The following is a 14,297-nucleotide window of genomic DNA, read 5'->3' on the forward strand; positions in this document are numbered from 1 at the left end:
GCGGCACGGGACCGGGTCGGGGCCTGCGCGGGGGTGGGGGCCGGCGGCGGGGTGGCGGTGAGCCGGGAGAGCCGGGTGCCCGCCAGGGTGCAGCTGGCGGCGCCGGCCAGCGCCACCACGGCCAGGGCGGGCACCCGACCGGCCGCGCCGGCGAGCAGGAGCAGCGCGACGGCGGCGAGGACGAGGATGTCCGGCACGGCGGGACGGGGAATGGACGCGCGTTGCGGGTACGCGAGGGGCACGGCGGTCGCCTTCGTGAGGGGGCACGGGCGGTGCGACGGTGCAGGGCGCCGGACTCAGGGTGGGGCCGCCGCTCATCAGTCGCCAACGAACGGGCGCGAGGGCGGTGACGCCACGCCGGCAGTGATCCGCGTCACTGCCGACGCGGGGCCCACGGGTCGCCGCCCGGCGCGTACCGGGGCCGGCGGGGGTGGGATCATCGGGGGGTGAGCAGCTCCGACACCGTCCACTTCCGGCACAACCAGGCGATCCTGGCCGCCGCGATCGTCGCCTTCTTCGGCGCCCTGCCGGTGGCCGGCGCCCGGTGGTACCTGCTGCCGGTGCTGCTCGTCCCGCTCGCCGTCGCGGTCTGGGCGTGGCGGGCCGGCACCGACGCGGACGCCCGCGAGCTGCGCCTGCGGGCGCTGGTCGGGCAGCGGCGGATCGGCTGGGAGCGGGTCGTCGAGCTGGCCGCCGACAAGCGCGGTCGGGCGGTCGCCCTGCTCGACGACGGCCAGCGCGTCATGCTGCCGGCCGTGCGCCGCACCGACCTGCCCCGGCTGGTCTCGGCCACGGGCCAGACCCTGCCGGGCGCGGCCGGCTGAGCACCGCCGGGGCGGCACCGCTCAGTAGCCGTCCACCACCGTGTTGATCAGCGGCTCGCCGGCCGCGAACCGGCGGACCTGGTCGGCGACCAGCCGGTACGCACGCGGCAGCAGGCCGCGTACCGAGCCGGCGACGTGCGGGGTGAGCAGCACGTTCGGCATCGTCCACAGCTCGTGGTCGGCGGGCAGCGGCTCCGGGTCGGTGACGTCCAGCGCGGCCGAGATCCGGCCGGTACGCAGCTCGGCGACCAGCGCCTCGGTCCGGGCCACCGGCCCACGGGCGGCGTTGACCAGCAGCGCGCCGTCCCGCATGGCGGCGAGGAACCTCTCGTCGACCAGCCCCCGGGTGCGCTCGGTCAGCGGCACCAGCAGCACCACCACGTCGGCCTCGGGAAGCAGCCCCGGCAGCTCCTCGACGGCGTGCACGCCCTGCTCCGGGCGGGCGGTCCGGGCCACCAGCGTGAAGCTCACCTCGAACGGCGCGAGCCGGTCCCGTACCGCCGTGCCGATGGAGCCCGCCCCGACGATCAGCACCCGCTTGCCGGCCAGCTCGTCGGTGGGGGCCACCTCGTCGTACGCCCACTCGCGCCGGGCCTGCGCGCGGGCGAGGGCGGGGAAGGCGCGCAGCTGGGACAGGATCGCCGTGACCACCCACTCGGCGGTGGACGGGTCGTGCACCCCCCTGGCGTCGCAGAGCGTCACCCCCGGCGGGACCCGGCCGGCCCACGCGTCCGCCCCGGCGGAGAGGAGCTGCACCACCGCCAGGTCGGGCAGCTCGCGCAGCAGTGCGGTGGCGTCCCCGCCGGCCAGGAACGGCGGCACCCAGAACCGGACGCCGGCGGTCTCCGAGGGGAGCCGGGAGGCGTCCTCGGCCACCTCGACCGTGACCTCCGGCGGCAGCTCACCGAGGAGCGCTCGACCGGTCTGGTGCGGGATCCATACCTTCACGCCCGCCGACGATAGGCCCCCGGCGGGTCCGTCCGGCGGGCGGGGCGGCTCGCGGCACCCGAACGGGCCCCGCCGACGCGGGTGAGGTGATCAGGGTGACGCCGGCGACCGAGTCGATTCTGTTCCGGAGGGGGTATAAGGGAGGACCGGAGTGCCGGTCGGCCTCCATCCGGCACGGACAGGTGGTCAATGACCGACGGCTCCCGCGACGACGCCCCGGAGCGGGCCGACCCGATCCCGGCCCTCCGCGACCCCGATCGGCTGCGGTCCCTCGCCGAGACCCGGCTGACGGCCGCCCCCGACGAGGCGTTCGACCGGTTCGCCCGGCTGGTCGGCGATCTGCTCGACGTGCCGGTCGCCCTGGTCTCCCTGGTGGACGCCGAACGCCAGTTCTTCCCCGGCGAGGTGGGCCTGTCCCGGCCGTGGGCCGCCCGGCGGGAGACCCCGCTGAGCCACTCGTTCTGCCAGCACGTCGTCGACCTGGGCACCCCGATGGTGCTGCCGGACGCCCGGCTCCATCCCGCCCTGCGGGACAACCTCGCCGTGCCCGAGCTGGGCGTGGTGGCGTACGCCGGGATGCCGCTGACCGACCTGGAGGGCCGCGTCCTCGGCTCGCTCTGCGCAATCGACGACAAGCCGCGCGACTGGACCGCCGAGCAGTTGCGGACGCTCGCCGACCTGGCCGCCGCGTGCTCCTCCGAGCTGCGGCTGCGGATCGCGCTGGAGGGCGCCGAGCAGGCACGGCGGCGCGCCGAGGAGGCCAACGGCCGGCTGGAGCTGCTGGCCGGGCTGGCCGGGACCCTGGCCGGCACCCTCGACGTGGCCACCGCGCTGCGCCACCTGCGCGACACGATGGTGCCGCTGCTGGCCGACTGGTCCCTGCTGACCCTGGTCGGGCCCGACGGGGCGCCCCGCGACGTGACCGCCGCGCACCGCGACCCGGCCCGGGCCCCGGACGTCGCCCGCTTCGCCGAGCTGATGCGCACGGGGCTGAGCCCCGACTCGATCACCCGGACGGTGCTGCGCACCGGGCGGCCCGTGCTGGGCGCCGCCGCCACCCTCGCCGACGTGCGGCGGGGCACGATCGGACCGGAGATGCCGGAGATCGCCGCCCGCCTGGGCTTCTCCTCGCACCTCAGCGTGCCGATCACCGACGCCGGGCGGGTGCTCGGCTGCATCACCTTGATCAACGGCCCGCGGCGGCGGCAGTTCGACGACAGCGACCTGCTCATCGCCGAGGACGTCGGGCGCCGGGCCGGGCAGGCGATCGGCAACAGCCGGATGTACGGCGAGCAGCGGCACGTCGCGCACGTGCTGCAACACAGCATGCTGCCGCAGCTGCCGGTCACCGACGACCTCGAGCTGGCCGCCCGCTACCAGCCGGCGGCGGACCGGGTCGAGGTCGGCGGCGACTGGTACGACGCCTTCCGCCAGCCCGGCGGGGAGCTGATCGCGGCGATCGGCGACGTGGCCGGGCACGACATCGAGGCCGCCGCGACCATGGGCCAGCTGCGCAACCTCGTCCGGGGCAACGCGTACGGCCGGCCCGACACGGTCGGGGAGCTGATGAGCCGCCTCGACGAGACCATCCGCGGGCTGCACATCCCCGCCGCGGCCACCGCGACCCTGGTGCGGCTGGACGCCGACGCCGGCGGCCAGCGGGTCGCCTGGTGCAACGCGGGCCACCCCGCGCCGCTCGTGGTCCGGGCCGGCGGCACGGTGGAGGTGCTCGCCGGCACGCCGGAGCCGCTGCTCGGGTTGAACCGACCGGTGCGGCGCACCAGCCGGCACACCCGCCTGGCCACCGGCGACACCCTGCTGCTCTACACCGACGGGCTCATCGAGCGGCGCGACCGGTCCATCGACGAGGGGATGACGGAGCTGGTCGCCCGGCTCGACGGCACGGACCGGCTGCCGCTGGGCGAGCTCTGCGACCTGCTGCTGACCGCCGCGCCCCACCGCGAGGACGACGTCGCGCTGCTCGCCGTCCGGACGATCTGACCGCGCCACGGAGCCGGTCCGATCCGTCGGCCCCGGTCCGACTTCTCGGCGGACTACCCTGGGCCGGGTGAGCGCCCGTCCCCCGTACCCCCGCGTCCACCGTCTGCGGACGGCCCTGGCGGCCTCGTGCGCGGCGCTGCTGCTGGCGACCGCCGGTTGCAGCTTCGGCGAGCCGGAGCCCGACCCGGCCGGTGAGCCGCCCACCTTCCCGACGCCATCGGCGACGGCGAGCCCCGGCGGCGCCGGCCAGGAGGTCGTCACCACCGTGCTGGCCAAGGGTCTGCGGGTGCCGTGGGCGATCGCCTTCCTGCCCGACGGCGCGGCGCTGGTCACCGAGCGGGACAGCGGCCGGATCCTGCGGGTCGGCCCCGAGTCGGGGCCCGACGGGCTGAAGGTCACCCCGGTGCAGACCATCGCAGACGTGGCGGCCTCCGGCGAGGGCGGGCTGATGGGCATCGCCGTCTCGCCCGACTACCAGCGGGACAAGACGGTCTTCGTCTACCACACCACCGAGCGGGACAACCGGATCGTCCGGCTGGAGCTGGGCGGCACGCCCACCCCGATCCTCACCGGCATCCCCAAGGCCGGCATCCACAACGGCGGCGGCCTCGCCTTCGGCCCGGACGGCCTGCTCTACGCGAGCACCGGCGACGCCGGCGACCGGCCGCAGGCGCAGGACGTCAAGCGCCTCGGCGGCAAGATCCTGCGGATCACCAGGGACGGCAAGCCGGCGCCCGGCAACCCGTTTCCGAACTCCCCGGTGTGGTCCCTGGGCCACCGCAACGTCCAGGGCATGGCCTGGGACGCCGGCAAGCGGATGTACGCCGTGGAGTTCGGCCAGAACACCTGGGACGAGATCAACCAGATCACCAAGGGACGCAACTACGGGTGGCCGACGGTCGAGGGGCGCGACGACGACAAGCGCTTCGTCAACCCGGTCGCCCAGTGGCCGACCTCGGACGCGTCCTGCTCCGGGCTGACCGCCGCGGACCGGCTGCTCGTCACCGCGTGCCTGCGCGGCAAGCGGCTCTGGCTGGTCGAGCTGACCGACACCGGCACCGTGCTCGGCCAGCCGCGCGAGCTGCTGACCGACCGGTTCGGACGGCTGCGGGCCGTGGCCGCCGCCCCGGACGGCTCGATCTGGGTCAGCACCTCCAACCACGACGGGCGGGGCCAGCCGGCGCCCGAGGACGACCGGCTGCTGCGGCTCGTCTTCGCCGGCGGCGGGGCCGGCCGGAGCTGACGCACCGGCGCGTCCAGGTTTCCCAAGATCCTTCAGTGGGCAGGTCAGAATCTCACCATGGACGGCCAGGAGAACGAACAGCACGCGAACCGGGACGAGAACGCCCCGGCGACCGGTCGCGCCCCGCGCCCGACACCGGGGCCGGACGGCGCCGACCGGACCGGCCGGCGAGTCCTCCGCGCGACCGGGGTGACCCTGGCGGTCCTCGTCATCGCCCTGGTCGGCGCGGTGCTCGGCGTGCTCGCCGGCGGCCGGGTGAGCACCGACATCGGCCCGTTCCAGGCCGACCTCACGGTCGCGCCGGCGATGGGGGGCGGCACCACCGTCGACATCCCGCCGCTGGGTGCCCTGCTGCTCGACAGCCACGACGGGCCGACCCACCTGACGGTGGAGCTGGGCGCGCTGGACCAGAGCCGCACCGAGGCGCTGCTCGACGATCCGGCGAGCATCAACCGGGCGAGCCAGTCGGCCGTCGACGACGTCCGCGAGGGCGTGCTGCGGCTCGGCCTGCGGACGCTCGCCTCGGCGGTGCTGGTCACCCTGCTGCTGGCCCTGCTGGTCTTCCGCGACACCCGACGGGCGGCCTGGGCCGGCGGGCTGGCGCTGGTGATCACCGCTGGCAGCCTCGGCACCGCCGCGGCCACCATCCGGCCGGAGGCGATCGAGGAGCCGCGCTACGAGGGGCTGCTGGTCAACGCCCCCGCGATCGTCGGTGACGCCCGCCGGATCGCGAACGACTACAGCCGGTACGCCGAGCAGCTCCAGCGCATCGTCGGCAACGTCAGCCAGCTCTACACCACCGTGTCGTCGCTGCCGGTCTACGAGCCGGCCCCCGGCACGACCCGCGTCCTGCACGTCTCCGACATGCACCTCAACCCCACCGGCTGGCAGCTCATCCGCACCGTCGTCGAGCAGTTCGGCATCGACGTGGTGATCGACACCGGAGACATCACCGACTGGGGCTCCGAGCCGGAGGCCTCGTACGTCGGCTCGATCGGCCTGCTCAAGAAGCCGTACGTCTACATCCGGGGCAACCACGACTCGGGGCGGACGGCGGCGGCCGTGGCCCGCCAGCCGAACGCGACCGTGCTGAACAACACGACCACCACGGTCGCGGGGCTGACCATCGCCGGTATCGGCGACCCGCGCTTCACCCCCGACAAGAACACCTCGCCGGCGGGCAGCGGACTCACCCAGCAGACGGCGAACCAGCTCATCGGCGTCGGCGACCAGCTCGCGGCCACGGTAGGCAGCTCGCCGCGCCCGGTGGACATCGCGCTCGTGCACGACCCGGCCTCCGCCGGCCCGCTGTCGGGCACCTGCCCGCTGGTGCTCGCCGGGCACACCCACGACCGGCAGGTCTCGAAGCTGCCCGAGGTGCCCGGGAAGGGACCCACCCAGCTGATGGTGCAGGGATCCACGGGCGGCGCCGGCCTGCGCGGCCTGGAGGGCGAGAAGCCCACCCCACTGTCGATGACGGTGCTCTACTTCGACAAGGACAAGCTGCTCCAGGCGTACGACGACATCACCGTCGGCGGCACGGGGCAGGCGCAGGTGAACCTGGAGCGGCACGTCGTGGAGGACCCGAAGGCCGGCGCGCCCGTCCCGGTCACCCCCACCCCGACGCGCTGACCTCGGCAAGCCGACCACCGGGTGGTCGCCATCGTGTGCCGACCCGGGGCGCCTGGAAACGCCGTGCTCCCGGCCGCCCCGCGCCTGGTCGCCTGCCCTGGTCGCCTGCCCTGGTCGCTCTATCCCCGATCGCCCTGCGCCGAGCGGTTGTCCTGACCGCTTGCCGCACCCACCCTCCGCTCGCGCCCATTGCGCTGAGTAGCGGCACCGCCGGCCGCCGACCTCGTCCTCCGGGCGCTTTGCTCTGCAGCCATGGACGCACCAGTAACTCGGAGTAGCGAAAGGCTGGCTGGCCTTTGATCGGCCGTATCGACGTTGCTGCTGTTCAGCGGCGTGGTGCGTCGGTGGCTGCAGAGCAAAGGGCGCGAGCGGCTACCGTCGGGCCCCACACCAACCACACCCTCAGTAACACCAGACGTTGGTTACTGTTGGTGATTTCAGACGACCCGGAGCAGCAGCACGGCACGGCCCGGAACAGCGCGGCACGGCACGGCCCGGGGCGGCCCGGCACGGCCCGGCACCGCACGGCCCGGAGCGGCCTCAGCGCGGCCCGGAGCGGCCCCAGCGCGGCCCCGCCGGCGAGTGCGGCCTAGCGATTCGGGGGGCGCGGGCACGCGTGGTCCGGCCGGGGACGGCGCCCTGCGAATCAGCGCAGGGAGAGGGCCGCCAGGGCGGCGTTGACGATGCTGCCGGGCAGCAGGTCGTGCAGGTCGTACAGCTCGTGGACGCTGCCGGACTGGCCGAACTCGTCCACGCCCAACGGCACCGCCGGGGCGGCGAGCGCCGAGCCGAGCCAGGCCATGGCGTGCGAGGCAGCGTCGTGCACCGTCACCACCGGCACCCGGTCGGCGAACGCCGAGCGCAGCGCTCCGGGCACGCTCGGCACGGTGGCCGTGCGTACGCCCTGGCGCAGGGTGCACTGCCAGGCCCGGTAGAGCCGGTCCAGCGAGGTGACGTCGACGACGTGCGCGGCGATGCCCTCCTCGGCCAGTTCCGCCGCCGCCGCGAGCACCTCGGGCAGCACCGCGCCGGAGGCGGCGAGCTGCACCACCGGGGCGTCGGCCAGGTGCGGGTACGCCTCGTGGGCGTCGACCAGGCGGTACGCCCCGGCGACCACCTGCCGGCGCAGCACCGCGTCGCCGAGCCGGGCCCGCGCCGCCTCGAAGGGCGCCTGGTCGATCGGGCGGGTGCTGAGCCGGAAGTAGTACGCCCCGTCCTCAGCGGGAGCGGCCGTCGCGGACGGGGTCGCCCCGCCGGCGATCTGGCCCAGCGCGTCGCAGAGCAGCCAGTCCAGGGTGGCCGCGTACGCGGGTTCGAGGAACGTCACCCCGGGCAGTTCCAGACCCACCGAGGCGGTGATGGTCGACTGGTGGGCACCGCCCTCCGGGGCGAGCGTGATGCCCGACGGGGTGCCGGCGACCACGAACCGCGAGCCCGAGTAGGTGCCGTAGAGGAAGGCGTCCAGGCCGCGCAGCACGAACGGGTCGTAGACCGTGCCGACCGGCAGCAGCGGCTGCGCCGACAGGTCCCAGGCGAGGCCGAGCTGCCCGAGCAGCAGGAACAGGTTCATCTCCGAGATGCCCAGCTCGATGTGCTGCCCGGCGGGGCTCTCCGTCCAGCGCAGCATCCGGTCCTCGGTCCAGGAGCGCTGCTCCGTCGGGGCGAAGACGCCGGTCTTGTTGATGAAGCCGGCCAGGTTGGTGGAGGTCGCCACGTCCGGCGCGGTGGTCACCAGGTAGCGGCCCACCTCGGGGTTGCGGGCCAGCTCGACCAGCACCCGGCCGAAGACCTCCTGCGTCGAGATCGGCTTGTTCGCGCGTACCCGCGTCGTGTCCGGAACCGTGACGCCCAGCGCCCGCTCGCGGGGCGCGCGGGACAGCGCCTCCCGGCGTTCGCCGGCCCGGATGCCGGCCGGGGACGCCGGGTCCAGGCGGTCCCACTCGGTCTCCCGCGTCAGCCCGTGCGCGGCGCGCAGCGCGTCGAGCTGCTCGGTGGTGAGCAGCGCCGAGTGGTTGCGCGGATTGCCGGCGATCGGCAGACCCCACCCCTTGACGGTGTACGCGAAGACCACGCTGGGCCGGTCGGTGACGGCGTCGCACTGGGCGTACGCGTCGAGCATCGCCGCCATGTCGTGCCCGCCCAGGTCGGTGACGAGCGGCCCCAGCTCGTCGTCGCCGATGTCGGCGATGAACGCCTCGATCCCGTCGGGCGCGCCGTCGAGGAACTGCCTGCGCAGCGCCGTGCCGGTCAGCCCGAACAGCGACTGGTACTGCTCGTTGGGCATCGCGTCGATCCAGTCGCGCAGCGCCTCGCCGCCCGGCCGGGCGTACGCCTCGGCGAGCCGGCGGCCGTACTTGACCTCGACCACGTGCCAGCCGGCGGCCTCGAACTGGCCCCGCCACTGGTTGATCCGCATCCCGGGCACCACCCGGTCCAGCGACTGCCGGTTGAAGTCGACCAGCCACATCACGTTGCCCAGGCCCGTGGTGGCCGGGTCGGCAACAGCCTCCCAGATGTTCCCCTCGTCCAGTTCGGCGTCGCCGATCAGCGCGACGAACCGGGAGCGCGGGCGGGCGCCGAAGTGCGCGTCGACGTAGCGGCGGGTCGCGGCGGCGAACAGCGGCGCCGCCGCGCCGAGCCCGACCGAGCCGGTGGAGAAGTCCACCTCGTCCGGGTCCTTGGTCCGCGACGGGTACGACTGGAGCCCGCCCCGGGCGCGCAGCCTCGTCAGGTAGGAGCGGTCGAGGTTGCCCAGCAGGTACTGGATGGCGTGGAAGACCGGCGAGGCGTGCGGCTTGACGGCCACCCGGTCCTCGGCGTCCAGGTGCGCGAACCACAGCGCCGTCATCGCCGTGACCAGCGAGGCGCTGGACGCCTGGTGCCCGCCCACCTTCACCCCGTCGCCGGTGTCCCGGTCGTGGTTGGCCGCGTCCACGATCCGGGTCGCGAGCCAGAGCACCCGCTGCTGGATCTCGTCGAGGACGTCGAGGTCGGTACGGTTCACGGTCGACTCCAGGACTCCGGCACGTCACCGTTGACGGCCGGTCGGGGGCGGGCGGGTCGCGCGGGGTGCGCAGCCGCCGCGCACGACGGGCGTACGCGGCGGCTCGGGACTGCGGCGGGGCCCTTCCCGCACGAAGGCGTCAGGGCGGGCCCCTTCCCTGCGTGTCAGGCGCCGAGGCGCTCCAGGATCAACTCGCGGACGGTCTTGGCGTCGGCCTGGCCGCGGGTGGTCTTCATGACCGCGCCGACCAGCGCGCCGGCCGCGGCGACCTTGCCGCTACGGATCTTGTCGGCGATATCGGGGTTGGCGGCGATCGCCTCGTCGACGGCGGCGGTGAGCGCGCCCGTGTCGGAGACGACCTCCAGGCCCCGGTTGGTCATGATCTGCGTCGGCGAGCCCTCGCCGGCCACCACGCCCTCCAGGACGGCACGGGCCAGCTTGTCGTTGAGCTTGCCGGCGTCCACCAGGCCCTGGAGCTCCGCGACCTGCCCCGGGGTGGCCCCGACGTCGGCCAGCTCCACGCCGGTCTCGTTGGCCCGCCGGGACAGCTCACCCAGCCACCACTTGCGGGCGGCGGCGGGGGTCGCGCCAGCGGCGACCGTGGCCTCGATCAGCTCGACCGCGCCGGCGTTGAGCACCGACTGCATGTCCGCGTCGGAGAGGCCCCACTGCTCCTGGAGCCGCCGGCGGTGCAGCCGGGGCAGCTCGGGCAGCGCGGCCTTCAGCTCGGCGACCCAGGCGGCGTCCGGTGCCAGCGGCACCAGGTCGGGCTCCGGGAAGTACCGGTAGTCGGTCGCCGTCTCCTTGGACCGGCCCGGCGTGGTGTCCCCGGTGTCCTCGTGGAAGTGCCGGGTCTCCTGGGTGATCCGGCCGCCCGCGTCGAGCACGGACGCCTGCCGGATGATCTCCGACCGGACGGCCCGCTCGACGGACCGCAGCGAGTTGACGTTCTTGGTCTCCGTCCGGGTGCCCCACTCCTCGCCGGGCAGGTTGAGGGAGGTGTTCACGTCGCAGCGCAGCGAGCCCTCCTCCATCCGCACGTCGGAGACGCCCAGCGAACGGATCACGTCGCGCAGCTCGGTGACGTACGCGCGGGCCACCTCGGGGGCCAGCGCGCCGGTGCCGGGAACCGGCTTGGTGACGATCTCCACCAGCGGGATGCCGGCCCGGTTGTAGTCGACCAGCGACTCGGTGGCGCCGTGGATGCGCCCGGTGGCGCCGCCGACGTGCAGCGTCTTGCCGGTGTCCTCCTCCAGGTGCACCCGCTCGATGCCGATCCGGACCAGCTCGCCGTTCACCTCGACGTCCAGGTAGCCCTCGAAGCACAGCGGCTCGTCGTACTGGCTGATCTGGAAGTCCTTCGGCATGTCCGGGTAGAAGTAGTTCTTCCGCGCGAACCGGCACCACTCGGCGATCGAGCAGTTCAGCGCCAGGCCGATGCGGATGGTCGCCTCGATGGCGGCCCGGTTGGCGACCGGCAGCGAGCCCGGCAGGCCCAGGCAGACCGGGCAGACCCGGGTGTTCGGCTCGCCACCGAAGTCGGTTGGGCAGCCGCAGAACATCTTGGTGTTCGTGCCCAGCTCGACGTGGGTCTCCAGGCCGATCACCGGTTCGTAGCGCGCGACGACCTCGTCGTACGCGGGCAGTGTCGTCGTCATCTGAGCTCCTGCCTCACAGTGCCGGTGGGGTGAAGGTGCCGACGACGCTCTCCAGCGCGGCGGCGACCCGGTACATGCGGTCGTCGGCCATCGTCGGGGCCATGATCTGGAAGCCGACCGGCAGCCCGTCGGAGAGCCCGCACGGCACCGAGATGCCCGGCCCGCCGTACAGGTTCGTCGGGATGGTGAACAGGTCGGCCAGGTACATCTGGTACGGGTCGGCGGTGCGCGCGCCGATCGGGAACGCCACGAACGGGGTGGTCGGCGAGATCAGCGCGTCGACCTGCTCGAACGCGGCGGTGAAGTCCCGGGTGATCAGCGTCCGGACCTTCTGCGCCTGCCCGTAGTAGGCGTCGTAGTAGCCCGACGAGAGCGCGTACGTGCCGATCATGATCCGGCGCTTGACCTCGGCTCCGAAGCCGGCCTCGCGGGTCAGCGACATGACCTCCTCCAGCGACCGGTTGCCGTCGTCGCCGACCCGCAGGCCGAACCGGACGCCGTCGAACCGGGCCAGGTTGGAGGAGGCCTCGCTCGGGGCGATCAGGTAGTACGCCGGCAGCGCGTACCGGAAGTGGGGGCAGGACACCTCGACGATCTCGGCGCCCAGCTTGGTCAGCGCGTCGACCGACTCGCGGAACGCCGCCATCACGCCCGGCTCGGCGCCCTCGCCGACGAACTCCGTGACGATGCCGAGCTTCACGCCGGTCAGGTCGCCGGTCGCGCCGAGCCTGGCGGCGGCCACCACGTCCGGCACCGGCTGCGGGATCGAGGTGGAGTCGCGCGGGTCGTGCCCGCCGATCACCTCGTGCAGCAGCGCCGCGTCCAGCACGTTACGGGCGCAGGGGCCCGGGGTGTCCAGGGAGGACGAGAACGCCACCAGGCCGTAGCGGGAGGTGCCGCCGTAGGTGGGCTTCGCGCCGACGGTGCCGGTGACCGCGCCGGGCTGGCGGATCGAGCCGCCGGTGTCGGAGCCGATCGCCAGCGGCGCCTCGTACGCGGCCAGCGCCGCGGCGCTGCCACCGCCCGAGCCGCCGGGGATGCGGCTCAGGTCCCACGGGTTGTGCGTCGGCCCGTACGCCGAGTACTCCGTGGAGGAGCCCATCGCGAACTCGTCCATGTTGGTCTTGCCGAGCATCACCGTGCCGGCGGCGCGCAGCCGCTGCACGATCGTCGAGTCGTACGGCGGACGCCAGCCTTCCAGGATCCTCGACCCGACGGTGGTCGGCACGCCCTTGGTGGTCAGCACGTCCTTGACGGCGACCGGCACGCCGGCCAGCGGGCCCAGCTCCTCGCCGGCGGCGCGGCGGGCGTCGACCTCGCCGGCGGCGGCGAGCGCGCCCTCGGCGTCGACGTGCAGGAACGCGTTGACCCGGTCGTCGACGGCGGCGATCCGGTCCAGGTGCGCCCGGGTGACCTCGACGGCGGAGGTCTCACCGCTGGCGACGAGCCCCGCGATCTCCGTCGCGGTCAGTCTGGTCAGGTCGGTCTGCGTCATGACGCCACATCCTCATCCAGGATCCGCGGTACGCGGAACCGCTGCTCCTCGGCGTCGGGCGCGCCCGACAGCGCCTCCTGCGGGGTCAGCCCGGGCACCACGACGTCGTCCCGCAGGACGTTGGTCAGCGGCACCGAGTGCGACGTCGGCGGGATGTCCGCCGCGGCGACCTCGCCGACCTGCGCGACCGCCTGGAGGATCACGTCGAGCTGGCCGGCGAAGGTGTCCAGCTCCTCCTCCGTGACGGCGAGCCGCGACAGTCGCGCCAGGTGCGCGACCTCCTCGCGGGAGATGGCGGCCATCGGTGCCCCCTTCGTGACGGTGCTGCGGGTCGGACCGGGTGTCGGCCGCGCGGACGAGGTGCGTGACGCGCGGTGACCGGAGCGAGTCTATTGTTCCGCCCCGGCGGCGCGTCCCCGACTCCCCCTCCGGCGCGGCGGGGCGTCGTGCGCCGACGGCCGCACCGGCGAGGGGCGGGTGGCTCAGCGGGCGTGCCGGCGGGGGATCTCCGCGTCGGGGCTGGGCGTGGGGCGGACCGGCCGGTAGCGGGCCAGCCAGCCGACCAGCTCCTCGGCCGGCATCGGCCGGGCGTAGAACCAGCCCTGCGCCGCGTCGCAGCCCGCCGCGTACAGCATGCGCCAGGTGCGCTCGTCCTCGACGCCCTCGGCGACCACCCGCAGCCCGAGCGCCTTCGCCAGCTCGATCGTCGACTTCACGATCGCCGCGTCGTCGGCGTCCTCGGCCATCCCCAGCACGAAGGAGCGGTCCACCTTCACCTCGGACAGCGGCAGCCGCCGCAGGTGCTGCAGGGAGGAGTAGCCGGTGCCGAAGTCGTCCAGCGCGATGCCCACGCCGATCCGGTGCAGCCGGGTGATGGTGGCCAGCACCCGGCGCGGGTCGGCCATCAGGGCGCCCTCGGTGATCTCCAGTTGCAGCCGCTGCGGCGGTACGCCGTACCGGGCGAGCCGGTCGGCGATCTGGTCGGCGATCTCGCCGGTGTGCAGGTCCCGCACGCTGACGTTGAGCGCCGCCGGCAGGCCCATCCCGGCGGCCGACCACTTGGCGAGCTGTTCCACCACGTCGTCCACCACCCGACGGGTGAGCAGCCGCATCACCGCGCTCTGCTCGGCGACCCGGATCAGCTCCTCGGGGTCCACCATCCCCCGGCGGGGGTGCCGCCAGCGCAGCAGCGCCTCCACGCCGACCACCTCGCCGGTCGCGATGGCGATCTGCGGCTGGTAGTACATGGTGATCTCGCCCGCGTCGACGGCACAAGCGGTGTCCGCGTCGCGCCGGCCGGCCGCGTCGTGCCGGGCCCCCCGCCGGCCCGTCGGGGCGCGGTCGCCGCCGCGATCGCCCGCGCCATCGTCGACGGGCGGGCCCTGCCGGCGTACGACCGCGGCGCCCTGCCCGCTCGGCCGCAACCTGGCCGAGGGCGAGTGGATCCCGGTGTGCCGCAAGGGCCGCGCCGAGTCGGAGACCGTGGCGACCG

At 74.5% G+C, this 14,297-nt stretch carries 11 protein-coding genes; 4 read left to right on the forward strand and 7 right to left on the reverse strand.

The window, feature by feature from the left end; all coding sequences use genetic code 11:
- The coding region (locus AB0G13_RS30300) for a hypothetical protein (RefSeq protein WP_357881654.1) at positions 1–242 on the reverse strand (242 nt) is incomplete at its 3' end.
- 204 nt (positions 243–446) lie between these two features.
- Between AB0G13_RS30300 and AB0G13_RS30305 the strand changes: the two genes are divergently transcribed.
- Positions 447–824, forward strand: coding sequence for a PH domain-containing protein (locus tag AB0G13_RS30305; RefSeq protein ID WP_357881657.1), 378 nt, complete (start codon positions 447–449; stop codon positions 822–824).
- Positions 825–845: 21 nt separating this feature from the next.
- On the opposite strand, the gene AB0G13_RS30310 is transcribed toward AB0G13_RS30305, so the two are convergent.
- The gene (locus AB0G13_RS30310) at positions 846–1,772 is read right to left on the reverse strand and encodes a 2-hydroxyacid dehydrogenase (protein ID WP_357881660.1); all 927 of its coding nucleotides are present in this window, start codon (positions 1,770–1,772) and stop codon (positions 846–848) included.
- A gap of 189 nt (positions 1,773–1,961) precedes the next feature.
- On the opposite strand from AB0G13_RS30310, the gene AB0G13_RS30315 reads away from it, so the two are divergent.
- The 3 genes from AB0G13_RS30315 (at position 1,962) to AB0G13_RS30325 (ending at position 6,648) form a co-directional block, all read left to right on the forward strand.
- Positions 1,962–3,773, forward strand: a complete 1,812-nt coding sequence (locus AB0G13_RS30315; RefSeq protein WP_357881664.1) for a SpoIIE family protein phosphatase — start codon at positions 1,962–1,964, stop codon at positions 3,771–3,773.
- A gap of 67 nt (positions 3,774–3,840) precedes the next feature.
- Positions 3,841–5,016: a PQQ-dependent sugar dehydrogenase gene (locus AB0G13_RS30320; RefSeq protein WP_357881667.1), complete on the forward strand. Its 1,176-nt coding sequence runs from the start codon at positions 3,841–3,843 to the stop codon at positions 5,014–5,016.
- A gap of 57 nt (positions 5,017–5,073) precedes the next feature.
- Positions 5,074–6,648: a metallophosphoesterase gene (locus tag AB0G13_RS30325; protein ID WP_357881670.1), complete on the forward strand. Its 1,575-nt coding sequence runs from the start codon at positions 5,074–5,076 to the stop codon at positions 6,646–6,648.
- A 646-nt stretch (positions 6,649–7,294) separates the two neighbouring features.
- Here the strand turns inward: AB0G13_RS30325 and AB0G13_RS30330 are convergent.
- The 5 genes from AB0G13_RS30330 to AB0G13_RS30350 form a co-directional block, all read right to left on the reverse strand.
- Entirely contained in the window at positions 7,295–9,652 is a 2,358-nt protein-coding gene (locus tag AB0G13_RS30330; RefSeq protein ID WP_357881673.1) for a pyruvate dehydrogenase, read from the reverse strand.
- A gap of 164 nt (positions 9,653–9,816) precedes the next feature.
- Positions 9,817–11,310 carry an Asp-tRNA(Asn)/Glu-tRNA(Gln) amidotransferase subunit GatB gene (gene gatB, locus AB0G13_RS30335; RefSeq protein WP_357881676.1) on the reverse strand — a complete coding sequence of 498 codons (1,494 nt, stop codon included), beginning with the start codon at positions 11,308–11,310 and terminating at the stop codon, positions 9,817–9,819.
- A gap of 13 nt (positions 11,311–11,323) precedes the next feature.
- Entirely contained in the window at positions 11,324–12,805 is a 1,482-nt protein-coding gene (gene gatA / locus AB0G13_RS30340; protein WP_357881680.1) for an Asp-tRNA(Asn)/Glu-tRNA(Gln) amidotransferase subunit GatA, read from the reverse strand.
- Positions 12,802–13,107 (reverse strand): Asp-tRNA(Asn)/Glu-tRNA(Gln) amidotransferase subunit GatC, encoded by a 306-nt coding sequence (gene gatC / locus AB0G13_RS30345; RefSeq protein WP_350926882.1) that lies wholly within the window; start codon positions 13,105–13,107, stop codon positions 12,802–12,804. The genes gatA and gatC overlap by 4 nt, the downstream gene beginning before the upstream one ends.
- A gap of 180 nt (positions 13,108–13,287) precedes the next feature.
- The coding region (locus AB0G13_RS30350) for an EAL domain-containing protein (RefSeq protein ID WP_357881684.1) at positions 13,288–14,297 on the reverse strand (1,010 nt) is incomplete at its 5' end.

Origin of the sequence: Micromonospora sp. NPDC023633 (assembly GCF_040640035.1) — a bacterium.
Lineage (GTDB): Bacteria > Actinomycetota > Actinomycetes > Mycobacteriales > Micromonosporaceae > Micromonospora.